The organism is Klebsiella sp. F11 (genome assembly GCF_056712265.1).
The window spans coordinates 403,298-428,545 of record NZ_CM160060.1; the positions used below are offsets into that span (position 1 = coordinate 403,298).

At 57.5% G+C, this 25,248-nt stretch carries 26 protein-coding genes; 15 read left to right on the forward strand and 11 right to left on the reverse strand.

Annotated elements, in window-relative coordinates; genetic code table 11:
* Window positions 1-93: 93 nt before the first annotated feature.
* The 3 genes from cysG to nirB all read right to left on the reverse strand — a co-directional run bounded on the left by cysG (window position 94) and on the right by nirB (window position 4,489).
* Window positions 94-1,467 (reverse strand): siroheme synthase CysG, encoded by a 1,374-nt coding sequence (cysG, locus tag AC1M2H_RS01980; protein WP_480150111.1) that lies wholly within the window; start codon window positions 1,465-1,467, stop codon window positions 94-96.
* Window positions 1,468-1,622: 155 nt separating this feature from the next.
* Entirely contained in the window at window positions 1,623-1,949 is a 327-nt protein-coding gene (nirD, locus tag AC1M2H_RS01985) for a nitrite reductase small subunit NirD (protein ID WP_480150112.1), read from the reverse strand.
* The gene (gene nirB, locus AC1M2H_RS01990) at window positions 1,946-4,489 is read right to left on the reverse strand and encodes a nitrite reductase large subunit NirB (RefSeq protein WP_480150113.1); all 2,544 of its coding nucleotides are present in this window, start codon (window positions 4,487-4,489) and stop codon (window positions 1,946-1,948) included. Before nirB ends, nirD begins: the two co-directional genes overlap by 4 nt.
* A 240-nt stretch (window positions 4,490-4,729) precedes the next feature.
* On the opposite strand from nirB, the gene AC1M2H_RS01995 reads away from it, so the two are divergent.
* Window positions 4,730-6,052: a cytosine deaminase gene (locus tag AC1M2H_RS01995; protein WP_480150114.1), complete on the forward strand. Its 1,323-nt coding sequence runs from the start codon at window positions 4,730-4,732 to the stop codon at window positions 6,050-6,052.
* Between the two features lie 6 nt (window positions 6,053-6,058).
* Here AC1M2H_RS01995 and tsgA read toward each other — a convergent pair whose 3' ends face one another.
* A complete protein-coding gene (gene tsgA / locus AC1M2H_RS02000; protein ID WP_426813963.1) occupies window positions 6,059-7,243 on the reverse strand; it encodes an MFS transporter TsgA in 1,185 nt (394 codons plus the stop codon).
* 277 nt (window positions 7,244-7,520) lie between these two features.
* Between tsgA and ppiA the strand changes: the two genes are divergently transcribed.
* The 5 genes from ppiA to argD all read left to right on the forward strand — a co-directional run bounded on the left by ppiA (window position 7,521) and on the right by argD (window position 10,863).
* Entirely contained in the window at window positions 7,521-8,090 is a 570-nt protein-coding gene (gene ppiA / locus AC1M2H_RS02005; protein WP_426813964.1) for a peptidylprolyl isomerase A, read from the forward strand.
* Window positions 8,091-8,197: 107 nt separating this feature from the next.
* On the forward strand, window positions 8,198-8,365 hold the full coding sequence (locus AC1M2H_RS02010) for a YhfG family protein (RefSeq protein WP_480150115.1): 168 nt from the start codon (window positions 8,198-8,200) through the stop codon (window positions 8,363-8,365).
* Complete coding sequence (locus tag AC1M2H_RS02015) at window positions 8,355-8,957, forward strand: putative adenosine monophosphate-protein transferase Fic (protein WP_480150116.1); 603 nt, start codon at window positions 8,355-8,357, stop codon at window positions 8,955-8,957. Before AC1M2H_RS02010 ends, AC1M2H_RS02015 begins: the two co-directional genes overlap by 11 nt.
* A 32-nt stretch (window positions 8,958-8,989) precedes the next feature.
* Complete coding sequence (gene pabA / locus AC1M2H_RS02020) at window positions 8,990-9,553, forward strand: aminodeoxychorismate synthase component 2 (RefSeq protein ID WP_480150117.1); 564 nt, start codon at window positions 8,990-8,992, stop codon at window positions 9,551-9,553.
* An 89-nt stretch (window positions 9,554-9,642) separates the two neighbouring features.
* Complete coding sequence (argD, locus tag AC1M2H_RS02025) at window positions 9,643-10,863, forward strand: bifunctional acetylornithine/succinyldiaminopimelate transaminase (protein WP_480150118.1); 1,221 nt, start codon at window positions 9,643-9,645, stop codon at window positions 10,861-10,863.
* On the opposite strand, the gene AC1M2H_RS02030 is transcribed toward argD, so the two are convergent.
* Both AC1M2H_RS02030 and crp read right to left on the reverse strand, forming a co-directional pair.
* Window positions 10,853-12,931 carry a YccS/YhfK family putative transporter gene (locus AC1M2H_RS02030; RefSeq protein ID WP_480150119.1) on the reverse strand — a complete coding sequence of 693 codons (2,079 nt, stop codon included), beginning with the start codon at window positions 12,929-12,931 and terminating at the stop codon, window positions 10,853-10,855. The genes argD and AC1M2H_RS02030 overlap by 11 nt on opposite strands.
* A gap of 52 nt (window positions 12,932-12,983) precedes the next feature.
* Entirely contained in the window at window positions 12,984-13,616 is a 633-nt protein-coding gene (crp, locus tag AC1M2H_RS02035) for a cAMP-activated global transcriptional regulator CRP (protein WP_000242758.1), read from the reverse strand.
* A 306-nt stretch (window positions 13,617-13,922) separates the two neighbouring features.
* On the opposite strand from crp, the gene AC1M2H_RS02040 reads away from it, so the two are divergent.
* Window positions 13,923-14,327 carry an OsmC family protein gene (locus tag AC1M2H_RS02040; RefSeq protein WP_133600026.1) on the forward strand — a complete coding sequence of 135 codons (405 nt, stop codon included), beginning with the start codon at window positions 13,923-13,925 and terminating at the stop codon, window positions 14,325-14,327.
* Between the two features lie 55 nt (window positions 14,328-14,382).
* Here the strand turns inward: AC1M2H_RS02040 and AC1M2H_RS02045 are convergent, their stop codons facing one another.
* The 4 genes from AC1M2H_RS02045 to AC1M2H_RS02060 form a co-directional block, all read right to left on the reverse strand.
* The gene (locus AC1M2H_RS02045) at window positions 14,383-15,252 is read right to left on the reverse strand and encodes a phosphoribulokinase (protein WP_123552444.1); all 870 of its coding nucleotides are present in this window, start codon (window positions 15,250-15,252) and stop codon (window positions 14,383-14,385) included.
* Between the two features lie 36 nt (window positions 15,253-15,288).
* Window positions 15,289-15,507, reverse strand: coding sequence for a YheU family protein (locus AC1M2H_RS02050; RefSeq protein WP_004125965.1), 219 nt, complete (start codon window positions 15,505-15,507; stop codon window positions 15,289-15,291).
* A complete protein-coding gene (locus AC1M2H_RS02055; RefSeq protein WP_480151821.1) occupies window positions 15,504-16,463 on the reverse strand; it encodes a hydrolase in 960 nt (319 codons plus the stop codon). Before AC1M2H_RS02055 ends, AC1M2H_RS02050 begins: the two co-directional genes overlap by 4 nt.
* Before the next feature lie 262 nt (window positions 16,464-16,725).
* Complete coding sequence (locus AC1M2H_RS02060; RefSeq protein ID WP_480150120.1) at window positions 16,726-18,630, reverse strand: ABC transporter ATP-binding protein; 1,905 nt, start codon at window positions 18,628-18,630, stop codon at window positions 16,726-16,728.
* A gap of 172 nt (window positions 18,631-18,802) precedes the next feature.
* On the opposite strand from AC1M2H_RS02060, the gene kefG reads away from it, so the two are divergent.
* From kefG to slyD, 4 genes are all read left to right on the forward strand, one after another.
* Window positions 18,803-19,369 carry a glutathione-regulated potassium-efflux system ancillary protein KefG gene (gene kefG, locus AC1M2H_RS02065; protein WP_480150121.1) on the forward strand — a complete coding sequence of 189 codons (567 nt, stop codon included), beginning with the start codon at window positions 18,803-18,805 and terminating at the stop codon, window positions 19,367-19,369.
* Window positions 19,356-21,161, forward strand: a complete 1,806-nt coding sequence (gene kefB / locus AC1M2H_RS02070; RefSeq protein ID WP_480150122.1) for a glutathione-regulated potassium-efflux system protein KefB — start codon at window positions 19,356-19,358, stop codon at window positions 21,159-21,161. The genes kefG and kefB overlap by 14 nt, the downstream gene beginning before the upstream one ends.
* A gap of 13 nt (window positions 21,162-21,174) precedes the next feature.
* Window positions 21,175-21,375 carry a YheV family putative zinc ribbon protein gene (locus AC1M2H_RS02075; protein WP_013364433.1) on the forward strand — a complete coding sequence of 67 codons (201 nt, stop codon included), beginning with the start codon at window positions 21,175-21,177 and terminating at the stop codon, window positions 21,373-21,375.
* A 94-nt stretch (window positions 21,376-21,469) separates the two neighbouring features.
* Window positions 21,470-22,060: a peptidylprolyl isomerase gene (gene slyD, locus AC1M2H_RS02080; protein ID WP_480150123.1), complete on the forward strand. Its 591-nt coding sequence runs from the start codon at window positions 21,470-21,472 to the stop codon at window positions 22,058-22,060.
* Between the two features lie 81 nt (window positions 22,061-22,141).
* On the opposite strand, the gene AC1M2H_RS02085 is transcribed toward slyD, so the two are convergent.
* A complete protein-coding gene (locus AC1M2H_RS02085; protein WP_426813974.1) occupies window positions 22,142-22,360 on the reverse strand; it encodes a protein SlyX in 219 nt (72 codons plus the stop codon).
* 222 nt (window positions 22,361-22,582) lie between these two features.
* Between AC1M2H_RS02085 and fkpA the strand changes: the two genes are divergently transcribed.
* The 4 genes from fkpA to tusC all read left to right on the forward strand — a co-directional run bounded on the left by fkpA (window position 22,583) and on the right by tusC (window position 25,248).
* On the forward strand, window positions 22,583-23,413 hold the full coding sequence (fkpA, locus tag AC1M2H_RS02090) for an FKBP-type peptidyl-prolyl cis-trans isomerase (protein ID WP_480150124.1): 831 nt from the start codon (window positions 22,583-22,585) through the stop codon (window positions 23,411-23,413).
* Window positions 23,414-23,780: 367 nt separating this feature from the next.
* Window positions 23,781-24,503 (forward strand): helix-turn-helix transcriptional regulator, encoded by a 723-nt coding sequence (locus tag AC1M2H_RS02095; protein ID WP_004868391.1) that lies wholly within the window; start codon window positions 23,781-23,783, stop codon window positions 24,501-24,503.
* A complete protein-coding gene (gene tusD, locus AC1M2H_RS02100; protein WP_480150125.1) occupies window positions 24,503-24,889 on the forward strand; it encodes a sulfurtransferase complex subunit TusD in 387 nt (128 codons plus the stop codon). The genes AC1M2H_RS02095 and tusD overlap by 1 nt, the downstream gene beginning before the upstream one ends.
* Entirely contained in the window at window positions 24,889-25,248 is a 360-nt protein-coding gene (gene tusC / locus AC1M2H_RS02105; protein ID WP_480150126.1) for a sulfurtransferase complex subunit TusC, read from the forward strand. The genes tusD and tusC overlap by 1 nt, the downstream gene beginning before the upstream one ends.

The following is a 25,248-nucleotide window of genomic DNA, read 5'->3' on the forward strand; positions in this document are numbered from 1 at the left end:
CATAGGGCCAGTAAAAAGGGCGGGTTAATCCCGCCCTTTTGCTTTTTTGCGCTTGTCCGCGCTGCTCGCCGAGAGGAGACGAAGCGGCAAGCCTTAGTGGTTAGAGAACCAGTTGAGCCTGTCGCGCAGGCTCACCACGCGGCCGACGATAATCAGCGCCGGGCTGGCCATCTGCTGCGCCAGCACGTCCAGCCGATCCAGGGTGCCGGTGACCACCTTCTGGCTGACCGCCGTGCCGTTTTCAACAATCGCCGCCGGCATATCCGCCGCCATGCCGTGGGCGATAAGCTTCTCTCTGATCGCCGGCGCCTGGTTTAACCCCATATAAAACACCAGCGTCTGCTTTTCTGCCGCCAGGTTTTGCCAGTCCAGCTCTCCCCCGGTTTTCAGATGCCCGGTGACCAGGCGAACGCCCTGCGCGAAGTCGCGGTGGGTCAAAGGAATGCCGGAGTAGGCGGAGCAGCCGGAGGCGGCGGTGATCCCCGGAACCACGGAGAAGGGAATGCCGGCATTGCACAGGGTCTCAAGCTCTTCGCCGCCGCGGCCGAAAATAAACGGATCGCCGCCTTTCAGACGCACCACGCGGCGGCCGTTTTGCGCTTCCCGCAGCAGGATCTGGTTAATCTCCTCCTGCGGTACGCAGTGGTAGCCCGCGCGCTTGCCGACGAACACCCGGTCGGCGTCGCGGCGCACCAGATTCATAATATCGTCCGAGACCAGCCGGTCATAAACCACGACATCCGCCTGCTGAATCTGCTGCAGCCCTTTTAGGGTCAGCAGGCCGGCATCGCCCGGCCCGGCGCCTACCAGCACGACTTCGCCGCGGTGATCCAGCGGTTCGGTCAGCAGCCGCTCGGTGGTGTCGGCGACGGCCTGCCGGTCATCGTTGGCTAACGACTGCGCCAGGCGATCGTTCATAAACAGCTTTTCCCAGAAGCGTCGACGCTCGCCCACCGTGGCAAACTGTTTTTTAACCCGCGCCCGCAGCTGGCCGGCGTAATGCGCCAGCTGGCCCAAATGGAGCGGCAGAACCGACTCCAGCTTTTCGCGCAGCAGCCGCGCCAGCACCGGCGAGGTTCCTCCCGAGGAGACGGCGACCATCAGCGGCGAGCGGTCGATAATCGAGGGCATGATAAAGCTGGCCTGCTGCGGCGAATCCACGACGTTACAAAAGATTCTTCGCGCTTCCGCCGCCTCGCTGACCTGCTGGTTAACGTCGTTGTCATCAGTCGCGGCGATCGCCAGCCAGCAGCAATCGAGCAGTTGGGGATTAAACCTGCCTTTAATCAGCGTCAGCATCTGTCCATCGGCCCACACCTGAAACTGCGGCGAGAATTCGAGGGCGTTAACCGTCAATTTGGCACCGGCGTCGAGCAGCAGCCGCGCCTTACGTTCGGCAACATCACCGCCGCCGACCAGCAGACAGTCGCGACCGCGCAGCTGGCAAAAAATGGGTAAGTGATCCACGGAGTATCCTCGCAGCAGGGCAATGGGAGAGGGTGAGCGGTCGTAGCATAGCAGCGGAAGAGTGACAAAATATACGACTTTTCCAGCGCTTACCGCTTAATGGGCATAAGCAGAATAGATGGTTCCCTCTGAGGAACAGAGGGAACCTCGGGACATCAGGCTTTAAGCTGAACTTTCCCGTCTTTTACCCGCGCGTCAAAATGGGCGATGGAGTGGCTCTCATCTTCCATACAGAAGCCATCACGTAGACGGAAGCGCTGCTTTTTCAACGGGCTGGCGACCCACAGATCGCCTTCGTGTTCGGCAATAATGCCGCGCGAAAGGACGCTGGCGTTGAAGAAGGGATCGATATTGCTGATCGCAAAAACCCGCTCGTCGTGATAAGGGCGGAACACGGCGACCTGCTGCTGGCCGAGCAGCGCGCAGACGCCGGTTGCCGGCACGATTTCGTCAATCTTGCAGATGTTTACCCACTGGCTCATGCGTTTTCCTCCACCAGGGTCACCGGGATACGCTCATACGGCGTGGCCGGGCGATGCTGTTCACGTTCCGGCACAACCTGAACGTTTGGGTCGCGCTGGGCGCTGTTGATAAAGTGCCTGAAGCGGGTCTGCGCTGCCGGGCTGTTGACGGTTTCGGTCCACTCGCAGGCGAAGGCGGCGCGCAGGCGGGCCAGCTCTTCTTCCAGGTGCTCGTTCAGGCCAAGCTTGTCGTCGATAATGACGCGCTTCAGGTAATCGATGCCGCCTTCCATGTTGTCCAGCCAGGGCGCGGTACGCGTCAGCTTATCGGCGGTGCGGATGTAGAACATCATAAAGCGGTCGAGATACCGGAGCAGCGTTTCGCGATCAAGGTCCGCCGCCAGCAGATCCGCGTGGCGCGGCTTCATCCCGCCGTTACCGCACACGTACAGGTTCCAGCCTTTTTCGGTGGCGATGATGCCGACGTCTTTCCCCTGCGCTTCCGCGCATTCACGCGTACAGCCGGAGACGCCAAACTTCATCTTATGCGGCGTGCGGATGCCTTTGTAACGGTTTTCCAGCTCGACGCCGAAGCCTACGCTGTCGCCAACGCCGTAGCGGCACCAGGTGCTGCCGACGCAGGTTTTGGCCATCCGCAGCGCTTTAGCGTACGCGTGGCCGGTTTCAAAGCCCGCCTCAATCAGCTGACGCCAGATTTCCGGCAGATCGTCTTTTTGGGCGCCGAACATGCCGATACGCTGCGAGCCGGTAATTTTAGTGTAGAGGTTATATTCGCGCGCGATACGGCCGATGGCCACCAGGCCTTCCGGTGTGATTTCGCCGCCCGCGGAGCGCGGGATAATCGAGTAGGTGCCGTCTTTCTGGATATTGGCGAGGAAGTTATCGTTGGTCTCCTGCAGCGGCGTATGCTGAGGCTTGAGGATGTACTCATTCCAGCAGGAGGCCAGCAGCGAGCCCACGGTAGGTTTACACACTTCGCAGCCGTAGCCCTTGCCGTGTTTCTCCAGCAGCTCATCGAACGTTTTAATGCCTTCGACGCGGATCAGGTGGAACAGCTCCTGGCGCGAGTAGGCGAAGTGTTCGCACAGGTTATGGTTAACTTCGATACCCTGTTTCGCCAGCTCGGCGTTCAGTACCTGGGTCACCAGCGGAATACAGCCGCCGCAGCCGGTGCCGGCTTTGGTTTCGGTTTTTAGCGCGGCAACGGTATGACAGCCTTTATTGATGGCGGAGATCAGCATGCCTTTGGTCACGTCGAAGCAGGAGCAGATTTGCGCGCTGTCCGGCAGTTTATCGACGCCAATTGAGGGCTTACCGCTGCCGGCATGGGACGGCAGAATCAGCGCGTCCGGGTTTTCCGGTAGTTCGATAGCGTTCAGCACCAGCTGCAGCAGGTTGCCGTAGTCGCTGGTATCGCCGACCAGCACCGCGCCGAGCAGGGTTTTGTTATCCGCGCTGACGATCAGGCGTTTGTAGACCTCTTTGCTCTCATCGAGATAGACGTAGCTGCGCGCGCCGGGCGTGCGGCCATGCGCATCGCCGATACCGCCAACGTCAACGCCGAGCAGCTTCAGCTTGGCGCTGAGGTCGGCGCCGGTGAAGGCGTTGTCCGCGCCGAGGATATGGTCGACGGTCACCTGGGCCATTTTGTAGCCCGGAGCCACCAGGCCATAAACGCGGTTGTTCCAGCTGGCGCACTCGCCGATGGCGTAAATATCCGGATCGGAGGTCTGACAGGTATCATTCACCACGATACCGCCACGCTGCGCCACTGCCAGACCGCACTGGGTGGCGAGCTTGTCGCGCGGACGGATGCCGGTGGAGAACACGATGAAATCGACCTGCAGCTCGCTACCGTCGGCGAATTGCATGGTTTTCCGCGCCTCGGTGCCCTGCTGGACGATCTCTTTGGTATTTTTGCTGGTATGAACCTTCACGCCCATACTTTCAATTTTGCGCTTCAGCTGCTCGCCGCCCATGTTATCAAGCTGCTCGGCCATCAGCATTGGCGCGAATTCGATAACGTGGGTTTCGACGCCGAGGTTCTTCAGCGCGCCCGCGGCTTCGAGGCCCAGCAGGCCGCCGCCGATGACGGCGCCGCGTTTGCTGCGGCGGGCGCAGGATTCGATGGCGTTGAGGTCTTCAATCGTACGGTAAACGAAGCAGTCCTGGGTTTCCGCGCCTTTAATCGGCGGGATCCACGGATAGGAGCCGGTTGCCATGACCAGTTTGTCGTAGAATACGGTGCGCCCCGCGCTGGAGTGAATGACCTTCTCCTGGCGGTTAATCGTAATTGCGCGCTCGCCGATCAGGACGTTAACGCCGTGCTTCTCGTAAAATCCTTCGCGAACCAGGGAGAGTTCTTCTGCGGTATGATGGGAGAAGTAGGATGACAGGTGGACGCGGTCGTAAGCGATACGGGGTTCTTCGCAGAACACGGTGATATCAAACTGTCCGGCAGGCGCCTTATCAAGAAGCTCTTCGATAAAGCGATGGCCAACCATGCCGTTACCGATAATAGCGATTCTGACTTTGCTCATTTTTGCCTCGATTTCTTTTCTAATACCGCCTACCTTAACGATTCAGCCGGTACACTTATTGATGCAAATCAAGTTCAATCCTGCCTACCACTTAATAGGTATTATCATGATTTTCTTGGGTTTTTATAAGTTATGGAAAACTCAGGCTTTTCCTTTTTGTTGCTTTTATGTACAAAAAAGGCAGCGGAACGCGATGGCGGGATGGATAAAAATTAGGCAACTTTAACGGGGGTCAGCAAGATGACAGCAGCACCACTTTGGTTGATTCAGAACGTGCGCCTGCCGGGCCGCGACGGGCTATGGCAGATAGCAATAGATAAAGGCTGCTTTGGCGACATTACCCCGATGGGCGAAGCGCATAGCGAGAGCCTTGAAGTGCTCAATGCCCGCGGCGGGCTGGCTATTCCACCGTTTATTGAACCGCATATCCATCTGGATACGACGCAAACCGCCGGCGAACCGAGCTGGAATCAATCCGGGACGCTGTTCGAGGGTATTGAGCGTTGGGCTGAGCGCAAGGCGTTGTTGAGCCATGAGGACGTCAAAGCCCGGGCGTGGAAAACCCTGAAGTGGCAAATTGCCAACGGCATACAGTTTGTGCGCACGCATGTTGATGTTTCAGACCCGACGCTGACCGCCTTAAAAGCGATGCTGGAAATGAAGCAGGAGGTAGCTCCGTGGGTAGATTTGCAGATAGTCGCCTTCCCACAGGAGGGGATTTTATCCTACCCCAATGGAGAGTCCCTGCTTGAAGAAGCGCTGCGCCTCGGCGCCGATGTGGTCGGGGCTATTCCCCACTTTGAGTTTACCCGCGAGTACGGCGTTGAGTCCCTGCATATCGCCTTTCGCCTGGCGCAGAAATACCAGCGCCCGCTGGATATCCACTGCGATGAAATCGACGATGAGCAGTCGCGGTTTGTCGAAACGGTCGCGGCGCTGGCGTTAAAAGAGGGGATTGGCCCGCGGGTTACGGCCAGCCATACCACCGCCATGCACTCCTATAACGGCGCCTATACCTCGCGGCTGTTTCGCCTGCTGAAGCTCTCGGGGATTAACTTTGTCGCCAACCCGCTGGTGAATATCCACCTGCAGGGACGCTTCGATGATTATCCCAAGCGGCGCGGGATTACCCGGGTAAAAGAGCTGATGGCGGCAGGGATCAACGTCTGCCTTGGTCACGACGACGTTTTCGACCCGTGGTATCCGCTGGGTACCGGCAATATGCTGCAGGTACTGCATATGGGGCTGCACGTTTGTCAGCTGATGGGCTATCAGCAGATTAACGACGGGCTGAAGCTGATTACCGACAACAGCGCCCGCACTTTTGGTCTGAGCGACTACGGCATTAGCACGGGGAATACGGCCAACCTGATTATTCTGCCTGCGGAAAACGGTTTTGAAGCGGTGCGCTGTCAGGTGCCGGTACGCTGGTCCATTCGTCAGGGGCGGGTGATTGCCACCACGCAGCTGGCGCAGACCTGGATACAGACCGATAGAGGCGGGGAAGAGCTGTTCTTTACCCGTAATAGCCCCTCTGCGGACGCAAAGGGGCCAAAGGTCTAGCGTGGCTTAGTGCGATCCTGCCTGCGCGCCGTGCTGGCGGTGGCGGGAGACGAAGCCGAGGATAATGCACATCACGAATACCACGGCATAGAGGCCGTTCGCGGTTTGCAGCGCCGCCAGCGGCCCGCTGGCGGCAACGATAGGCCCGGTGACCACGAAGGTCAGCATCGTCCCGATGGTGCCGCAGGTGAGCACAAAGTTAACCAGCTTCGGTGACGAAACTTTGGTCTGCAGCGAGCCCAGGGTAATCAGCGAGGTGTAGATAGCGCTGGAGAAGAAGCCAAGGGTCAGGATAAACCACGGCATATGCTCCGGGGAACCGTTAATAAACAGGTACATCAGCACCGTTGCCAGGCCCGCCAGAACGGTAAGAATGCGCTGCAGGTCGAAGAAGCGCAGGATGAAGCTGAATGACCACATACCGATCATGTACGACATCCAGAAATCGCTCACCAGCTTACCCGCGTCGCCAAGGCTCATGCCCAGGCCCTTGGCATATTCCGGCACCCAGGAGATAAAGCCCAGCTGGCCAAGGATGTAGCACAGCGCGGCGATGGAAAGAAACAGCACGCCGATACCCCACTTCTCTTTGACGACCGGCTGGCTGTCCTGCTGCGCTTTTTTACCCAGCACCGGGAATTCACAGCCGAAGGTCAGAACGAAGATAGCGACGTAAACCAGACCGATGCAGACATACACCCAGTACCACTCGATGCTGCGCGCCAGCAGATAGGCGGCAACCATCGGGAAAATCATTCCCGCCATGCTGAAGAAGGAGTCGGTGAACAGCAGGCGCGCGCCGCGCTGGCGGCCTTCATACATATGAGTGATCAGGAAGGTACCGATCGACATGGTGATCCCGCTGACCAGACCCAGCACGAACATTGCCGCGGAGAACAGCGTCAGGCTGTGGCCAAAGATCAGCCCGATTACCGCCAGTACCATCAGGATAAAGCCAAAACGCAGCTGCGTTTTCAGCGGTACGATTTCCATCAGCCAGGCGTTGAGGAAGATAGAGATCAGGATCCCGGCGTTGAGGAAGGTGAAGGTGTTGCTCATACTGGAAACGGGCAGATGGAAGTAATCGGCGATGTTCCCCATCACCATCCCGGTGACGATCACCAGCGCCCCGGTCAGGGCGTAGGAGAAGAAGCTGATCCATGTGAGCTTGATACGATTGCTGTTAGTCATGACTGGCCTGTGAATAGAAATGTAAAGCGCGTTGACTCTGCGCCAGGGCGAACAGATTTTATTCATTCGGGTGATGTAAGCAAACGTTTATTATGAAATGTAGTTCTTTTTGCATAGATTAGTGTGATGTAGATCGCTTTTAAATATTTAGCCGATCGACGGGCGGCTCGTTACAACTGTTTCAGCTACGTAAAATTAGGTAAAAGGCTGGCCCAGGATGCAAAGGCTCTTTAGAATCAAAGCACTTGCTTTTTTTCTGCTCCGTTAAGGAATCTCGATGCTCAAATCAACTCTGGCGGCGGTGGCTGCCGTTTTCGCTATTTCCGCTTTTTCCCCGGCTATGGCAGCGAAGGGCGACCCTCATGTCTTGCTGACGACTTCTGCGGGAAATATTGAGCTGGAGTTAAATAGCCAGAAAGCACCGGTTTCCGTCGATAACTTCCTGAAGTACGTGAACAGCGGCTTCTACAACAACACCACTTTTCACCGCGTAATCCCGGGCTTCATGGTGCAGGGCGGCGGCTTCAGCGAACAGATGCAGCAAAAGCAGCCGAACCCGCCGATCAAGAACGAAGCGGACAACGGCCTGCGTAACACCCGCGGCACCATCGCGATGGCGCGCACCGCCGATCAGGACAGCGCGACCAGCCAGTTCTTCATCAACATTGCCGACAACGCCTTCCTCGACCACGGACAGCGCGATTTTGGCTACGCGGTATTCGGTAAAGTCGTCAAAGGAATGGACGTCGCCGATAAAATTTCCCAGGTCCAGACGCATAACGTTGGACCGTACCAGAACGTGCCGTCAAAACCTGTCGTGATCCTCTCAGCGAAGGTCCTGCCTTAAGTTCTCCCGCGCGGGCGACTCACGCTCGCGCCGTTGTTTCCGCCTTTCTGCGTGACCCGAAATTGCTGCTTATACTTGTGGCACAGGGGACGATAAGAGAGGCGAGCATGCGTTCACTTACCGATAAGCAAAAATCCCGGCTCTGGGAACAGACTCGTAGCGTGAATTTTCAGGCCAGCCGTCGCCTGGAAGGAACCGCCGTACCTTTGGTGACGCTAAGCGCCGAGGAAGCGCTGGCGCGTCTTGCCGAGCTGAGGGGGCGTCATGAGCAGTAAATATGGCGACGATCGCGACCCTTATCTTTATCCCGCGCTCAACGTGATGCGCAATCGCCTCGGTATTCGCCAGGCGCAGCGCCTGGAAGAGGCGGCGTGGCAATTGACCTCCCTGCGTGCGGCAACGCTTGCGCTGGGGCCGCGCGTGCGCGGGCTGCCCTACCTCTGTTTTATCCATCATCAGCTGTATCAGGATATTTTTGACTGGGCGGGCCGGCTCAGAGAAGTTGATATCTATCAGGGCGATACCCCTTTCTGCCATTTTGCGCGGATAGAAAAAGAGGGCAATGCGCTGATGCGCTCGCTTGAAGAGGAAAATTACCTCAGCTGGCTTAGCCGCGATTCGTTCGTTGAACGCCTGAGCTGGTATTACGGAGAAATCAACGTGCTACACCCTTTTCGCCTCGGCAGCGGGCTGGCGCAGCGCATTTTCTTTGAGCAGCTGGCGATTCATGCCGGCTTTATTCTCGACTGGCGCGATATCGATCCTGAAGAGTGGAGCCGGGCTAATCAGCTGGGGGCAATGGGCGATCCGCAGCCGCTTGAACGGATCTTTGCCAAAGTGGTAAGCGAAGTGCGAGAATCTGAGTAGAATAGCCCGGTTTTGTTCTTTCCGGAGCCGCTATGATCCTGCTTATCGACAACTATGATTCTTTCACCTGGAATTTGTACCAGTATTTTTGCGAGCTGGGGGCCGAGGTGCTGGTGAAGCGTAACGATGAGCTGACGCTGGAGGAGATCGCGGCGCTGGCGCCGGAGAAAATCGTTATCTCTCCCGGCCCCTGTACGCCGGATGAATCGGGGATCTCCCTGGCCGTCATCGGGCATTATGCCGGGAAGGTGCCGCTGCTGGGCGTTTGCCTGGGTCATCAGGCTATCGCTCAGGTTTTTGGTGCCACCATCGTCCGCGCCGCCAAAGTCATGCACGGGAAAACCTCGCCAGTCAGCCACGACGGACGCGGCGTATTTCAGGGGTTAAATAATCCCCTCACCGTCACCCGCTACCACTCTCTGGTCATTGACCCGGATACTCTGCCTGACTGCTTCGAGGTGACGGCCCGCAGCGAGAGCGGAGAGATCATGGCTATTCGCCATCGCGAGTGGGATCTCGAAGGGGTGCAGTTTCACCCGGAAAGCATCCTCAGCGAGCAGGGGCATCAGCTGCTGGCAAACTTCCTCAAACGGTGATTTGTAGTTGCCATTGACTGATTTTTTATGCATATTTTGTGATTATAATATCACTAACATCATTGCATAACGAAGAAGGATGGCATCACATGGCAACTGAGCAACCGGCAATTACCCGCGCCACGTTCGATGAGGTTATTTTGCCGATTTATGCACCGGCAGAGTTTATTCCGGTAAAAGGTAAAGGTAGCCGCGTATGGGATCAGCAGGGCAAGGAGTACGTTGATTTTGCTGGTGGTATTGCCGTCACGGCGCTAGGTCATTGCCATCCGGCGCTGGTTGCGGCGCTGCATGAGCAGGGGGAAACGCTGTGGCATACCAGCAACGTTTTCACCAACGAACCGGCGCTGCGCCTGGGCCGCAAGCTGGTTGATGCCACCTTCGCCGATCGCGTGGTGTTTATGAACTCCGGCACCGAAGCCAACGAAACCGCATTCAAGCTGGCGCGTAACTACACTATTACCCGCCATAGCCCCTATAAAACCAAAATTATCGCCTTCTATAACGCTTTCCACGGCCGTTCGCTATTTACGGTCTCCGTTGGCGGGCAGCCGAAATATTCTGACGGCTTCGGGCCGAAGCCGGCGGATATCGTTCACGTGCCGTTTAACGACCTGCACGCGGTGAAGGCGGTTATGGACGATCACACCTGCGCGGTGGTGGTTGAGCCGATTCAGGGCGAGGGCGGCGTGATGGCCGCAACCCCGGAGTTCCTCAAAGGCCTGCGCGAACTGTGCGACCAGCACCAGGCGCTGCTGGTGTTTGATGAAGTGCAGTGCGGGATGGGGCGTACCGGTTCGCTGTTTGCCTATATGCACTACGGCGTGACGCCGGATATCCTGACCAGCGCGAAAGCGCTCGGCGGCGGTTTCCCGATTAGCGCCATGCTGACCACCCATGATATTGCCAGCGCCTTCCACGCCGGTTCCCACGGTTCAACCTACGGGGGAAACCCGCTTGCTTGTGCGGTCGCCGGCGCAGCGTTTGATCTGATTAACACGCCTGAGGTGCTGGACGGCGTCAACGCGAAGCGCGAACGCTTTGTGCAGCACTTGCAGCAGATAGATGCCCGTTTCGATCTGTTTAGCGATATTCGCGGCATGGGGCTGCTGATCGGCGCGGAGCTGAAGCCGCAGCATCGCGGCCGGGCGCGCGATTTCCTGTATGCCGCGGCGGATGCGGGCGTCATGGTGCTCAATGCCGGACCCGACGTCATGCGTTTTGTGCCTTCGCTGGTCATTGATGATAGCGATATTGATGAAGGGATGGCGCGCTTCGCGCAGGCCGTACAGCGCGTACTTAGCGCTTAGTTGCGCGTAGCCAGATGCCGTGATGCGGGCGCTGACGCCATGCCACCGACGAGATGGTGTGCATGGTGTTCAGATGATCGAGGATCCGCTGCAGGTGCTGCTCCATGGTACTCAGCGGGCCGCGGGGCACGTCCGCATCCTGCGACTCCATGATATTCACCTCTCCGGCGCTGCCCGGGCCATCGGTATCCAGCCGCTGCTGGCAGCGCTGTAGCGCAATCTCACAGGATTCAAGGTAGCGGCGGGCCAGATCCGGCGTCAGCATATTGTGCTCGCGGGCCAGCGTGGTCATGGCGTTGATATGTTCGACAATAAACTGGCTATGGGTGACCCACAGCTTCATATCGTCAAGATAACGTGAGTTAAAGCCGGGCTCCTGCATCGCCTGATTCAGCGAGTTATACAGCGAGTTATGCGCCTGATTGACGCGCATCCGCCGATAGGCCAGCGCCGGCGCCTGGTGGTCTTCGCTGAGAATGAGCCGGATGGCTTCCTGGTCCGCCTCCAGTGCGTCGTGGGCGTTTTTACGCAGCAGCCCGCTCTGCCACTGCGGCCACAGCCATACCATCCCGCCGAAGGCGATCAGGCACCCGATAAGCGTATCGATAAGCCTGGCGACGATAAACTGTTCTCCGTTGAGCGTTAGCAGCTGCAGGGTATACACCGCCGTGACGGTAAAGCCCACCATTGCCCAGCCGTAGCTCTTGCGAATAATCAGATAGCTCAATAGCGTGATAATCAGCATCGCGGTCAGCGTATAGCCCTCCGGGACGTTGAAGTGCAGCGTTAGTCCGGCAATCGCCAGGCCGGCAAGGGTCCCCGCCGCCCGGTGGACGATGCGGACCCGCGTCGCGCCGTAGCCGTTCTGGGTAACGAAGAGCACCGTCATCAGGATCCAGTAGGGTTTGGGAAGGTTTAGCGCGCTGCCCATCAGGCTTGCGGCGGTGAGCATCACGCAGATGCGGGCGGCGCTGCGCAAAGCCGGCGATTTATAAGAGAGATAGCTTTTCAGCGCAGGCAGCAGCGGCAGGCGCCGCTCCTTATCGGCCATCAGGTTACGCGCGTACAGCGGCCGCTGGGTGCGTAGCACCCTGGCAAGGCGGCCGAAGTGCCATGCGCAGAACTGCCCGACCGGGTTGTCGGGGTGCTGCGAGGCAATTTTCTCCAGCGCGCCGATCTGCTTATCCATGTTAAAGCGTTGCGGATAGCGGTGGTACAGGATGTCGTCCGCCAGTACCCTCAGCCGCGCCGCGACGGTTTGCGCATTCCAGCGGATTACCGCTTCCGCGTGGCTGCGTTCGACCAGCTTCTGCACCTCTTCCGGCTGATGCAGGCTGACGGAAATATGCTCCTGGAGATCGAGGGCAACCTGAAACGCCCGCAGCAGGCGCTTATGATCGTTACGCTGATTGGCCGCTAGCATATGCATCTGCTGGTAGCACAGGGTGATCAGATCGACGACCTTTTGCTGGCGGGTCAACAGAGGAGGCAGCGAGGTTGCCGGGTCGATATGCTGGGTCAGCAGGCTGTATTTGGCTTCACAGTAGTTGGCCAGCTCCCGGTACAGCAGGCTGAGCGATTCGCGCAGCGGCTGCTCGCGCCATAGCCAAAACCAGAACCAGTTGAATAGTCCGTACCACAGCGTGCCGAGCGCGTAGATCAGCAGCGGCTCCCAGACCGGCATATTGCCGGCGAGGCTCAGGGTAAAGATGGCGGCAATCAGCGAGGCGGGCAGCAGCCTCGCGTGCAGCGAGCTGATTTCCGCCGTGACGCCAAGGAGCAGGGTCAGGCCGCTGAGAATTAAAGGGAGCGGGATATCATGCTGGAGCAGGAGCTGAACGATCAGGCTGCAGCCGGCAAAAAGCGAGCCGCCAATAATCAGGCGTTTAAAGAAACGCTTATGCGGCGTATCAAGACCGGCGACGTTGCAGCATGCGGGAACCAGCGAGAACAGCAGGCCCTGCTGCAGATGACCGAGAAGGAGGCCAACTGCGACCGGCAGACACAGCACCAGCGTTTGCCGCAGTGCGTAGTTGACTTCAGGGTGGTAAATCAGCCTGCGCCACATAGAGGGAAAACAGAAACGGCGTATTGCAGGGGCAATACGCCGTTTTATCAGCTTAACGCGTGCCGTAGACGACGATAGTTTTACCGTGCGCGGAGATCAGATTTTGATCTTCCAGCATTTTCAGGATACGGCCAACGGTTTCACGCGAGCAGCCGACGATCTGACCGATTTCCTGACGGGTAATTTTGATTTGCATACCGTCCGGGTGGGTCATCGCGTCAGGCTGTTTTGCCAGGTTCAGCAACGTCTGGGCGATGCGGCCGGTGACGTCGAGGAAGGCAAGGTTACCCACTTTCTCAGAGGTAACCTGCAGACGGCGGGCCATCTGCGACGAGAGACGCATCAGGATGTCCGGGTTAACCTGGATCAGCTGACGGAATTTTTTATAGGAGATTTCGGCCACTTCACATGCGGTTTTCGCACGTACCCAGGCGCTACGCTCCTGGCCTTCTTCAAACAAGCCTAATTCACCGATGAAATCGCCCTGGTTGAGGTAAGAGAGAATCATCTCTTTACCTTCTTCATCCTTGATGAGCACAGCCACAGAGCCTTTGACGATGTAGTACAACGTTTCTGCTTTTTCACCCTGGTGGATCAGCGTGCTTTTAGATGGGTACTTATGAATGTGGCAATGAGACAAGAACCATTCGAGGGTAGGGTCTGTTTGCGGTTTGCCAAGCACCATGCGCGGTTATCCTCTGTTATAAGCTATCTCCGGGTGCCGACACTACACGGCATCCGGGCATGCAATCGTATTGTTTCCCTATGCCTGGGAAGCTGGCTGGTGATTTTTCTGCAGCCTGTAATGTGAATTCCTCTGCATACATGCAGTACATCAATGTAATACTGTAGCATCCTGACTGTTTTAGCATAGCTTTTGCCGCATGTCTCCTGGTGTCTCGCTTCAGCATGATGCAGGTCGCCTTCCGTTGCCAGATTTGTTATGTGCGCGTAATCTGTCAGGAAAATTGCAACCTTGGAGTTAAATTTTATGCAAGCTCGTGTGAAATGGGTCGAAGGGCTAACCTTCATCGGTGAGTCGGCTTCCGGCCACCAGATTTTGATGGACGGCAACTCCGGGGATAAAGCGCCGAGCCCGATGGAAATGGTGCTGATGGCCGCCGGCGGCTGTAGCGCCATCGACGTGGTCTCAATTTTGCAAAAAGGACGCCATGATGTGACCAACTGTGAGGTGAAGCTGACCTCAGAGCGTCGGGAAGAGGCGCCGCGCCTGTTTACCCACATCAACCTGCATTTTATCGTCACCGGCCGCGAGCTGAAGGATGCGGCCGTTTCGCGGGCGGTAGACCTGTCGGCGGAAAAATACTGCTCGGTGGCGCTGATGCTGCAAAAAGCGGTAAATATCACGCATTCGTACGAGGTTATTGAGGGCTAAGCCGAATGGCCAGCCCGTCGCCCCGGCTTGCGTCGTCGCCGGGGTTGCTAACGGCTTAACCGATCTTTTTCCCCGCCATCAGCCGTTCCACCAGCGGCGCCATGATCAGCTCCATCGCCAACCCCATTTTGCCTCCCGGCACCACCAGCGTATTGATATGCGAGATAAACGACCCTTGCAGCATCGCCAGCAGCCACGGGAAGTCGATATCCTGCAGGTTGCGGAAGTGGATCACCACAAAGCTTTCATCCAGCGAGGGAATGCCTTTGGCGGCGAAGGGGTTCGACGTATCAACGGTGGGGACCCGCTGGAAGTTGATATGGGTGCGCGAGAACTGCGGGGTGATGAAGTTAATATAATCCTCCATCGAACGGACGACCGAATCCATTACCGCCTCGCGGGAATGCCCGCGTTCGCTGGTGTCGCGGATCAGCTTCTGAATCCACTCCAGGTTGACGATAGGCACGACGCCCACCAGCAGGTCGACGTTTTGCGCCACGTTGTGCTGTGGCGTGACAACGCCGCCGTGCAGCCCTTCGTAAAACAGGACGTCGGTCGGCTCCGGCAGCGGCTGCCAGGGCGTGAAGGTGCCCGGCACCTGATTCCACGGCACGGCCTCGTCATAGGTATGCAGATATTTTCTCGACTGGCCGGTTCCGCTACGCCCGTATTCGAGGAAGGTATTTTCCAGCAGGCCGAAGTCGTTCGCTTCCGGACCAAAATAGCTGATGTGTTTCCCCTGATCCCGCGCTTTGCGGATCGCCATGTCCATTTCCGGGCGGGTATAGCGATGGAAGCTATCGCCCTCGACTTCGGCGGCACGCAGATTCAACTGGGCGAAGATCTTGCGAAAGGCGAGGCTGGTGGTGGTTGTTCCCGCGCCGCTGGAGCCCGTGACGGCAATCACCGGATGTTTGGCAGACATATCAACTCCCAGATTAAACGATGGTGTGGCGCCGCCTTAGCCGTGGAACTGCTTGCGGGGCATGATGTTGACCGTCTCGTGCAGCTCTGACCACACCAGTACGGCTTCTCCGCTTTTCAGCTGCTGTTTTACATCGGCGACCTTATCGGTCAGCGAGCGTTCATGTTCACCATAATCGGTGCCTTCGCGCAACACAAAGCTTTCAATCAGGTTATCCAGCGTTTCGGGATCCAGATCCTGCCAGGGAATAATCATTTTTTTCCTTCCAGCCAGCGCGTTAGCCAGTCCGGGATCCGTCTTTCCAGCCACATCTCCGGCCTGCGCAGCGTACCGCCGACAAACCCCACGTGCCCGCCCTGTTCGGTCAACTGATACTCGACGTTGGCCGGCAGCTGCTCCTGCGGCGGAATGGAATGATGGTCCATGAACGGATCGTCTTTCGCGTGGATGATCAGCGTGGGTTTAGTGATATCGCTCAGGCGCGGCATCGCGCTGCACTGGCGATAGTAGTCCAGCGCATCGGCAAAGCCGTGAATTTTGGCGGTGATGGTATCGTCAAACTCGCGAATGCGCCGCATGCCTTTTAGCTGGCGTAAATCAACCGGCAGCGAGCCCGGGTAGGCTTTTAGCTTGCGCGCGGCGTTGGCTTTTAACAGGTTGAGCAGATAGCGCTGGTAGACGCGGGAGAAGCCTTTATCCATATGGTAGCTGCAGGCCTCCAGCATGAACGGGGCCGACACGATGACCGCCGCGTCGAGCGGGACGCTATCGCCCTCGTTTGCCAGCAGGCAGCCCAGCATATTACCGCCCAGCGAGTAGCCGACGGCGGCGGTAGGCGCGGGACCAAATTCGCGCTGCAGCCGGCGCAGGAACCAGGTGCCGTCTTCCGTCTCTCCGGAGTGGTAGATGCGGTTATTACGGTTAGGCTCGCCGCTACAGCCGCGAAAATGCATCACCACGCCAAGCCAGCCGCGCTGCATGGCGGCGTGGATCAGACCGTGAGCGTAAGGGCTGCGCAGGCTCCCTTCCAGACCGTGAAAAACCACCAGCCGCGGTTTATTCCGGGCCAGCTCAGGATCTTCGCTCCAGGCCAAATCGATAAAGTCGCCGTCGGGGAGTTCAAGGCGCTGCCAGTGCGGAGTAAAGCCCAGTTTGCGGCGGATCAGCCGCGGCAGCATGGTTTGCAGATGACGATTGCCCACGCCGCGCATCGGGTGAAACTCGCGCGAGTCGTCTTCGGGGGGCGTCATTTCTGTGGGGGTGATTTCAACCATAGCACCAGAACAATTAAGAATCTTATAAATACTATACCGCGCATGCCGTGCGCAGGTTAGCCAATATGTGGTCTTGTGGCCAACTGGCAGAGGTTACGCAACAAGGAACGGGCGCGATATGGCCACCGTCGGCATGCAGAGAGGCCCCGAAAGCTCATGGTCTGTGAACCGTCGAGGCCGCGCGCTCAACCAGCAGGGCTTAGCCTTCCTGCAGCATCTGCTCCAGCTGTTCCTGCGCATCCAGCCAGGCCATTTCGCACTCTTCCAGCCCTGATTTCGCGCTGGCCTGCTGCTGCAGACACGCGGTCAGCTCTGCTTTGCGGGATGCGTCATACAGGCTGCTGTCGCCTAAAGTCTCTTCCGCCTGCGCGAGCTGAGCGTTGAGCTTATCCATCTCTTTCTCAAGACGGGTAATCTCTTTACGCAGCGGCTGCGTCAGGGTGCGCAGCTCCGCTTCCCGGCGCTTCTGGCCCTTGCGGGACTGGGCGCTGTTGCCGTTATCTTTTATCGCGTCAGACGACTGGCTTTCCTGTTTCTGCGAGTCGCTCAGCCACTGCTGATAATCTTCCAGATCGCCGTCGAACGGCTCAACTTTGCCGTCGTGGACCAGATAGAGATCGTCGGTGGTCGAGCGTATCAGGTGGCGATCGTGCGAGACCACCACCAGCGCGCCTTCGAAATCAATCAGCGCTTCGGTTAACGCCTGGCGCATATCGAGGTCAAGGTGGTTAGTCGGTTCATCGAGCAGCAGGAGATTAGGCCGCTGCCAGACGATAAGCGCCAGCACCAGGCGCGCTTTTTCGCCGCCGGAGAAACGCTGGGTCGCTTCGTTGACCTTATCGCTCTGGAAACCGAAGCCGCCAAGATAGTCGCGCAGCTTCTGCTCCAGCTCCTGCGGCGCCAGGCGCGCCAGGTGCTGCAGCGGCGATTCATCCGCCCGCAGGAACTCCAACTGATGCTGGGCGAAGTAGCCCAGCTTAATACCTTTCGCCAGCCCCACTTCACCCTGCAGCGGCTGCAGCTCGCCGGCCAGCAGCTTGATAAGCGTCGATTTACCGGCGCCGTTGCGCCCCAGCAGGCCGATGCGCGAGCCGGGAACCAAATTCAGCTTGATCGAGTCGAGGATGATGCGTTCACCGTAGCCGGCGCTGACTTTTTCCATCTTCAGCAGCGGGTTGGGCAGGCTTTCCGGCGCGCGGAAGCTAAAGTGGAACGGGTTATCGACGTGGGCCGGGGCGATAAGCTCCATGCGTTCCAGCATTTTAATGCGGCTCTGGGCCTGCTTCGCCTTGGTGGCCTTGGCGCGGAAGCGATCGATATAGCTTTGCAGATGGGCGACGCGCAGCTGCTGGCTCTCATACATCGACTGCTGCTGCGACAGGCGGGTGGCGCGCTGGATTTCGAACGAGCTGTAGTTGCCGGTGTACTCGAACATGCTCTGCTGTTCGATATGAATAATTTTATCGACGATCGGATCGAGAAAATCGCGGTCGTGCGAAATAAGAATTAGCGTGCCGGTATAGCTTTTGAGCCACTTTTCCAGCCAGATCACCGCGTCGAGATCGAGGTGGTTAGTCGGTTCATCCAGTAGCAGCAGGTCGGAGCGGCAAATCAGCGCCTGTGCCAGGTTCAGGCGCATGCGCCAGCCGCCGGAAAAGTCGCTCACCGGGCGCTCCAGCTGTTCGTTGCTGAAGCCCAGGCCGTGCAGCAGGCTCGAGGCGCGCGAGCGGATGGTCCAGGCGTCAATGGCGTCCAGCTTGCCGTGAACCGTCGCAATGGCGTGTCCGTCATTACGCTCGTTGGCCTGATTTAAATCGACCTCGAGCTGGCGATATTCCCGATCGCCGTCAATAACATAATCAATGGCCGGCTGGGCCAGAGCCGGGGTTTCCTGATTAACCCACGCCAGCTGCCAGTTGCCCGGAAAGGTCATACTGCCGCCGTCGGCGCTAATCTCGTTTTTCAAAAGCGCTAGCAGCGTGGATTTACCGCAGCCGTTTTTGCCCACCAGACCGACCTTTTGGCCAGGGTTGATGGTAGCGGTGGCGTTGTCCAGCAGGACGCGTACGCCGCGACGAATTTGTAACGAGGAGAAAACAATCATAAGGCGCCGTATGTTCAGACTATGTTAATTTGTCATTATGATAATGTAGTGTGGTAGCAAATTGCTCCACCGGGCCGCAATGGTAGCCCAAAATGAAGACGATACACAAAGTCATTCTGGTTGCGCTGAGGCGCAGCCGTTGTTCAGGCCACCAGAAGACATTGGGAGGGGAATGATGTCTCAGACAGCGAAGGTTTTGCTGCTGTATGCCCACCCAGAATCTCAGGATTCCGTGGCCAACCGGGTTTTGCTTGAACCTGCCTTACAGCTGCCGAACGTCACCGTGCACGATCTCTACGCACACTATCCGGATTTTTTTATCGATATTGCCTCGGAGCAGGATCTCCTGCGTCAGCATGAGGTGATTGTTTTCCAGCATCCGCTCTATACGTGGAGCTGCCCGGCGCTGCTAAAAGAGTGGCTGGACAGAGTTCTCAGCCGCGGTTTTGCCAGCGGCGCCGGGGGAAATCAGCTGGCGGGAAAGTACTGGCGCAGCGTGATCACCACCGGCGAGCCGGAAAGCGCCTACCGCCGCGATGCTAACCGCTATCCAATGAACGATATTCTGCGTCCTTTTGAGCTGACCGCCGGCATGTGCCGGATGCACTGGATGAGCCCGATTATTGTCTACTGGGCCCGTCGGCAATCGCCTGCCGATCTCAAAAGCCACGCGCGCGCCTATCGTGACTGGCTGGCCAATCCCATCGCGGCAGGAGGAGTCGTAAATGGAGGGCGCTGATCTGCTTTTGGCTGGCGTGCTGTTTCTGTTCGCCGCCGTCGTCGCGGTGCCGCTGGCCGCCCGGCTGGGGATTGGCGCGGTACTCGGCTATCTGCTCGCCGGGATCGCCATTGGCCCGTGGGGGCTGGGGTTCATCAACGACGTTGATGAGATTCTCCACTTCTCCGAGCTGGGCGTGGTGTTCCTGATGTTTATCATCGGCCTTGAGCTCAACCCGTCGAAGCTGTGGCGTCTGCGAAGCTCTATCTTTGGCGTTGGGGCGGCCCAGGTTTTGTGCAGCGCGGCGCTCCTCGGCGGCCTGCTGATGGTTACCGGATTCACCTGGCAGGCGGCGGTTGTCGGCGGGATTGGCTTAGCGATGTCCTCCACGGCGATGGCGCTACAACTGATGCGCGAGAAGGGGATGAGCCGCAGCGAATCCGGCCAGCTGGGGTTCTCCGTGCTGCTGTTTCAGGATTTGGCGGTGATCCCCGCGCTGGCGCTGGTGCCGCTGCTGGCCGGATCCGGCGGCGATCGCTTTGATTGGGTCACCATCGGGATGAAGGTATTGGCCTTTGCCGGCATGCTGATCGGCGGTCGTTTTTTGCTGCGGCCGGTGTTCCGCTTCATCGCTGCCTCCGGCGTGCGTGAGGTTTTTACCGCCGCGACGCTGCTGCTGGTTTTGGGATCGGCGCTATTTATGGATGCCCTCGGCCTGTCGATGGCGCTGGGGACCTTTATCGCCGGGGTGCTGCTGGCTGAAAGCGAGTATCGCCACGAGCTGGAAATCGCTATTGAGCCGTTTAAAGGGCTGCTGCTTGGCCTGTTTTTTATCTCCGTTGGCATGGCGCTGAATCTCGGCGTTCTCTACACCCATCTGCTGTGGGTGGCCGCCAGCGTCGCGGCGCTGGTGATGGTGAAAGCCCTCGTGCTGTACGTTCTGGCGCGGGTATATGGCCTTCGCAGCTCGGAGCGTATGCAGTTTGCCGGGGTCCTGAGCCAGGGCGGGGAGTTCGCCTTTGTGCTGTTCTCGTTACCGGCTTCGCTGCGGCTGTTCGAAAACGACCAGATGGCGCTGCTGCTGGTCACGGTCACGCTGTCGATGATGACCACGCCGCTGCTGATGACCCTGATTGATTACGTGCTCTCCCGGCGCTTTAACCAGCCGGAGGAGGAGGACGAAGCGCCGTGGGTTGAGGACGATAAGCCGCAGGTGATTATCGTCGGCTTCGGCCGCTTTGGTCAGGTCATTGGCCGCCTGCTGATGGCCAACAAAATGCGCATTACCGTGCTGGAGCGCGATATCAGCGCGGTTAACCTGATGCGCAAATATGGCTATAAGGTCTATTTCGGCGATGCGACGCAGCTGGAGCTGCTGCGCTCGGCGGGCGCGGAAGACGCGCAGTCAATCGTGATTACCTGCCACGAGCCGGAAGATACCATGAAGCTGGTTGAGATGTGTCAGCAGCATTTCCCGCATCTGCATATTCTGGCGCGCGCGCGGGGCCGCGTAGAGGCTCATGAGCTGCTGCAGGCCGGCGTAGCGCAGTTCTCGCGCGAAACCTTCTCCAGCGCGCTAGAGCTGGGGCGCAAGGCGCTGATCAGCGTCGGAATGCATCCTCATCAGGCGCAGCGCGCGCAGCTGCACTTTCGGCGTCTGGATATGCGAATGCTGCGCGAGTTAATGCCGGTACATACTGATACTCTGCAGATATCGCGCGTGCGGGAAGCCCGGCGGGAGCTGGAGGAGATTTTTGAGCGTGAAATGCAGAAAGAGAGCAGACAGCTTGACGGCTGGGATGAGTTTGAATAAAGGGTAAATCACTATGGCAGTGCGTAAACGTTTTATCGCCGGAGCAAAATGCCCGGCGTGCCAGGCCCAGGATTCGCTGGCGATGTGGCGTGAGAATAATGTCGATATCGTTGAGTGCGTTAAGTGCGGACACCAGATGCGCGAGGCGGATAAAGAGGCCCGCGAGCACGTACGTAAAGACGAACAGGTTATTGGCATTTTTCATCCGGACTAGCGTTATCCGTCGCCTTTTTTTAAGCTAGAGGGTACACGGCTGCAGAATTCCGCTACAATCTGCGCCACTATTCTTCCCATGCTCAGGAGATATCATGAAAGTAGCAAAAGACCTGGTGGTCAGTCTGGCCTATCAGGTACGTACAGAAGACGGTGTATTGGTTGATGAGTCTCCGGTAAGCGCGCCGCTGGACTACCTGCATGGTCACGGCTCCCTGATTTCCGGCCTGGAAACTGCGCTGGATGGTCATGAAGTAGGCGACAAATTTGACGTTGCGGTCGGCGCCAACGATGCGTACGGCCAGTACGACGAAAACCTGGTTCAGCGCGTTCCTAAAGACGTCTTCATGGGCGTTGATGAGCTGCAGGTTGGCATGCGTTTCCTGGCGGAAACCGATCAGGGCCCGGTACCGGTTGAAATCACCGAAGTTGACGACGAGCACGTTGTCGTTGACGGTAACCACATGCTGGCTGGCCAAAACCTGAAGTTCAACGTTGAAGTTGTGGCGATTCGTGAAGCGACCGCTGAAGAGCTGGAGCACGGTCACGTGCACGGCGCGAACGGTCACGATCACGACCATGACCACGATCATGACGGTTGCTGCGGTGGCCACGGTCACAGCCATGACCACGGTCACGAACATGGCAAAGGCGGCTGCGGCAACGGCGGCTGCGGCTGTCACTAAGACTCAACGTCTTTCAGGTCGCAGGCGCGTTGATTAGCGCTGTCGGTGATAAAAAGCGGGGAAACCCGCTTTTTTTACGCCTCAATAATGGGGCGGTGGCGTTTCTTCAGACTGCGATGCGATATACGATGACTGCGTCGCCTTCAGCTTTTCTACCATCAGACGCATATGTTCACGCATCTTTGCCATTTCGATCTCATGGGCGGTAACGGTCTTGTTGAGGTCTTCAATGGTGATTTCCTGATACGCCAGCCGGCTTTCCAGCTCCGCCAGACGACTCTCCAGTTTGCTATCGTGCATGAGTAACCTCTTCTGTCTTATCTCGCGGGCGGATTCTACTGAATTTTCAGTATTTGCGCAGCATCGTAACTGCGGACAGGAAACTAATTCATACAAAAATAGTCTGAAAACAGGCGATATTCAGGTACGTCCGTATGTAGATTTGTCCTGCAACGTTCTATAGTACATTTTTTGCTTTTTACGCTAACCCTGGGGTGAGATGCCCCGGCCCTGGAGAAATGGATGAAATCACTGTTTAAAGTAACGCTGCTGGCGACCACGATGGCCGTCGCGCTGAATGCACCGCTGACCTTTGCTGCTGATACCGCAGCGAAGACGGCACCTGCAACGGAAAGCAAATCGGCATTTAAAAATGACGATCAGAAATCTGCTTATGCGCTGGGTGCATCGCTGGGGCGTTACATGGAAAACTCCCTGAAAGAACAGGAAAAGCTGGGCATTAAACTGGATAAAGATCAGCTGATCGCTGGCGTTCAGGACGCATTTGCCGATAAGAGCAAGCTGTCCGATCAGGAAATCGAACAGACTCTGCAAGCGTTTGAAACCCGCGTGAAAACTGCTGCTCAGCAAAAAATGGAAAAAGACGCATCTGAGAACGATGCGAAAGGCAAAGCCTATCGCGACACCTTCGCGAAAGAGAAGGGCGTGAAAACCTCTAAAACTGGCCTGCTGTATAAAGTCGAGAAAGGCGGTACCGGCGACGCGCCGAAAGACAGCGACACCGTGGTTGTGAACTACAAAGGGACGCTGATCGACGGTAAAGAGTTCGATAACTCCTATACCCGCGGCGAGCCGCTCTCCTTCCGTCTCGACGGCGTGATCCCGGGCTGGACCGAAGGCCTGAAGAACATTAAGAAAGGCGGTAAAATTCAGCTGGTTATTCCACCGGATCTGGCCTACGGCAAAACCGGCGTGCCGGGTATCCCGGCTAACTCTACTCTGGTCTTCGACGTAGAGCTGCTGGATATCAAACCGGCGCCGAAAGCGGACGCGAAGCCTGAAGCTGCCGCTGATGCAAAAGCGGATGCCCCGAGCGCAGACGCTAAGAAGTAATGGCATTACTGCCGCCGCCTTCACGGGCGGCGGCTTTTTTATTTGGGGCAGATATAATTAAAACTGGAAAGTGCCTCAAGCGCTGTATTACTTTAGATAGCTTAATCTTATTAATGACGATGAGCCTGCCCTGACAAGCTACACCTCATCCTTCAAGCTGCCTCTGAGCTGGCTGCATTTGCTGACTTCAGCCTCTTACTGGATTCGGCCCTGGGTATCGTTAAGAGACTGCCCGTCTCTTACAAGAGCCAGCCTTCGGCTGGTCAAATTCGCCGTTGACGAATTTGTCTCAGATTTGCCGCCCTGGCGTACCTTGAACGGTTTTGTGTAAAAAATGACAGGCTCCTGAAAAGGAGTGCTTTTTTTCATGTCCAGGTCGCTTTTAACCAACGAAACCAGCGAGCTTGACCTGCTGGATCAACGTCCTTTCGACCAGACCGACTTCGATATCCTAAAATCCTATGAAGCGGTGGTGGACGGGTTAGCGATGCTCATTGGTTCCCACTGTGAAATCGTGCTGCATTCTTTACAGGATCTGAAATGTTCCGCCATTCGCATCGCCAACGGTGAACATACCGGTCGTCAAATCGGCTCGCCAATCACTGACCTGGCGCTGCGTATGCTGCACGATATGACTGGAGCTGATAGCAGCGTTTCCAAATGCTATTTTACCCGCGCTAAAAGCGGAGTGCTGATGAAGTCGGTGACGATTGCGATACGCAACCGTGAGCATCGAGTGATCGGCCTGTTGTGCATAAACATGAACCTCGACGTCCCGTTCTCCCAGATCATGAGCACCTTTATTCCGCCGGAAACGCCGGAGGTGAACTCGCAGGTCAACTTTGCCTCATCGGTTGACGATTTGGTCGCGCAGACCCTCGAGTTTACGATTGAAGAAGTGAATGCCGATCGCAACGTTTCTAATAACGCCAAAAATCGTCAGATCGTCCTGAACCTCTACGAGAAAGGTATCTTTGATATCAAGGACGCGATCAACCAGGTTGCCGATCGCCTGAATATCTCGAAGCACACGGTGTATCTCTATATCCGCCAGTTCAAAAGCGGCGATTTCCAGGGGCTGGATAAGTAATGCGTTTTGCCATTACGGTGACGGGTCCGGCCTACGGTACGCAGCAGGCCAGCAGCGCCTGGCAGTTTACGCAGGCCGTGCTGGAGGAGGGGCATGAGCTGATTTGCGTCTTTTTCTATCGCGAAGGCGTTTATAACGCGAACCAGCTGACCGCCCCCGCCAGCGATGAGTTTGACCTTGTGCGGGCATGGCAAAAATTGCACGAATCGCATGCCGTCGCGCTGCATATCTGCGTTGCGGCGGCGCTGCGGCGCGGCGTAACGGACGAGCATGAGGCGCAGCAGCTTGGTTTGTCCTCGTCTAATCTGCAGTCCGGATTCACGCTCAGCGGCCTTGGGGCGCTGGCGGAAGCCGCATTAACCTGCGATCGGATGGTGCAGTTCTGATGAAACGCGTTGCCTTTGTTTTTTCCTCCGCGCCTCACGGCTCCGCGTCCGGCAGAGAAGGACTGGACGCGCTGCTGGCTACCTCGGCGCTGACCGATGAACTCGGCGTTTTCTTTATCGGCGACGGCGTGTTTCAGCTGCTGCCGGAGCAGCGGCCAGGCGCAATACTGTCCCGGGACTATATCGCCACCTTTAAGCTCCTCTCCCTGTACGATATTGAGCAGCGCTGGATGTGCGCCGCCTCCGCCCGCGAGCGCGGTCTGGCGCCCTCCACGCAGTGGGTCATCGATGGCGAGTGGCTGGAGCCAGAGGCGCTGCGCGCCCGGCTCGATGATTTCAACGTGATACTGCGCTTCTGA

What these genes read in the sequence shown, in the direction of transcription:
- argD (WP_480150118.1), top strand. Translation starts at nt 9,643, where the DNA reads ATGGCAACTGAGCAACCGGCAATTACCCGCGCCACGTTCGATGAGGTT.
- nirD (WP_480150112.1), bottom strand. Translation starts at nt 1,949, where the DNA reads ATGAGCCAGTGGGTAAACATCTGCAAGATTGACGAAATCGTGCCGGCA.
- AC1M2H_RS02050 (WP_004125965.1), bottom strand. Translation starts at nt 15,507, where the DNA reads ATGATTATTCCCTGGCAGGATCTGGATCCCGAAACGCTGGATAACCTG.
- AC1M2H_RS02040 (WP_133600026.1), top strand. Translation starts at nt 13,923, where the DNA reads ATGCAAGCTCGTGTGAAATGGGTCGAAGGGCTAACCTTCATCGGTGAG.
- crp (WP_000242758.1), bottom strand. Translation starts at nt 13,616, where the DNA reads ATGGTGCTTGGCAAACCGCAAACAGACCCTACCCTCGAATGGTTCTTG.
- ppiA (WP_426813964.1), top strand. Translation starts at nt 7,521, where the DNA reads ATGCTCAAATCAACTCTGGCGGCGGTGGCTGCCGTTTTCGCTATTTCC.
- AC1M2H_RS02055 (WP_480151821.1), bottom strand. Translation starts at nt 16,463, where the DNA reads ATGCGCGGCGTGGGCAATCGTCATCTGCAAACCATGCTGCCGCGGCTG.
- kefB (WP_480150122.1), top strand. Translation starts at nt 19,356, where the DNA reads ATGGAGGGCGCTGATCTGCTTTTGGCTGGCGTGCTGTTTCTGTTCGCC.
- AC1M2H_RS02030 (WP_480150119.1), bottom strand. Translation starts at nt 12,931, where the DNA reads ATGTGGCGCAGGCTGATTTACCACCCTGAAGTCAACTACGCACTGCGG.
- AC1M2H_RS02010 (WP_480150115.1), top strand. Translation starts at nt 8,198, where the DNA reads ATGCGTTCACTTACCGATAAGCAAAAATCCCGGCTCTGGGAACAGACT.
- AC1M2H_RS01995 (WP_480150114.1), top strand. Translation starts at nt 4,730, where the DNA reads ATGACAGCAGCACCACTTTGGTTGATTCAGAACGTGCGCCTGCCGGGC.
- pabA (WP_480150117.1), top strand. Translation starts at nt 8,990, where the DNA reads ATGATCCTGCTTATCGACAACTATGATTCTTTCACCTGGAATTTGTAC.
- AC1M2H_RS02075 (WP_013364433.1), top strand. Translation starts at nt 21,175, where the DNA reads ATGGCAGTGCGTAAACGTTTTATCGCCGGAGCAAAATGCCCGGCGTGC.
- AC1M2H_RS02045 (WP_123552444.1), bottom strand. Translation starts at nt 15,252, where the DNA reads ATGTCTGCCAAACATCCGGTGATTGCCGTCACGGGCTCCAGCGGCGCG.
- AC1M2H_RS02060 (WP_480150120.1), bottom strand. Translation starts at nt 18,630, where the DNA reads ATGATTGTTTTCTCCTCGTTACAAATTCGTCGCGGCGTACGCGTCCTG.
- tusC (WP_480150126.1), top strand. Translation starts at nt 24,889, where the DNA reads ATGAAACGCGTTGCCTTTGTTTTTTCCTCCGCGCCTCACGGCTCCGCG.
- tusD (WP_480150125.1), top strand. Translation starts at nt 24,503, where the DNA reads ATGCGTTTTGCCATTACGGTGACGGGTCCGGCCTACGGTACGCAGCAG.
- slyD (WP_480150123.1), top strand. Translation starts at nt 21,470, where the DNA reads ATGAAAGTAGCAAAAGACCTGGTGGTCAGTCTGGCCTATCAGGTACGT.
- AC1M2H_RS02085 (WP_426813974.1), bottom strand. Translation starts at nt 22,360, where the DNA reads ATGCACGATAGCAAACTGGAGAGTCGTCTGGCGGAGCTGGAAAGCCGG.
- kefG (WP_480150121.1), top strand. Translation starts at nt 18,803, where the DNA reads ATGATGTCTCAGACAGCGAAGGTTTTGCTGCTGTATGCCCACCCAGAA.
- AC1M2H_RS02095 (WP_004868391.1), top strand. Translation starts at nt 23,781, where the DNA reads ATGTCCAGGTCGCTTTTAACCAACGAAACCAGCGAGCTTGACCTGCTG.
- fkpA (WP_480150124.1), top strand. Translation starts at nt 22,583, where the DNA reads ATGAAATCACTGTTTAAAGTAACGCTGCTGGCGACCACGATGGCCGTC.
- AC1M2H_RS02015 (WP_480150116.1), top strand. Translation starts at nt 8,355, where the DNA reads ATGAGCAGTAAATATGGCGACGATCGCGACCCTTATCTTTATCCCGCG.
- nirB (WP_480150113.1), bottom strand. Translation starts at nt 4,489, where the DNA reads ATGAGCAAAGTCAGAATCGCTATTATCGGTAACGGCATGGTTGGCCAT.
- tsgA (WP_426813963.1), bottom strand. Translation starts at nt 7,243, where the DNA reads ATGACTAACAGCAATCGTATCAAGCTCACATGGATCAGCTTCTTCTCC.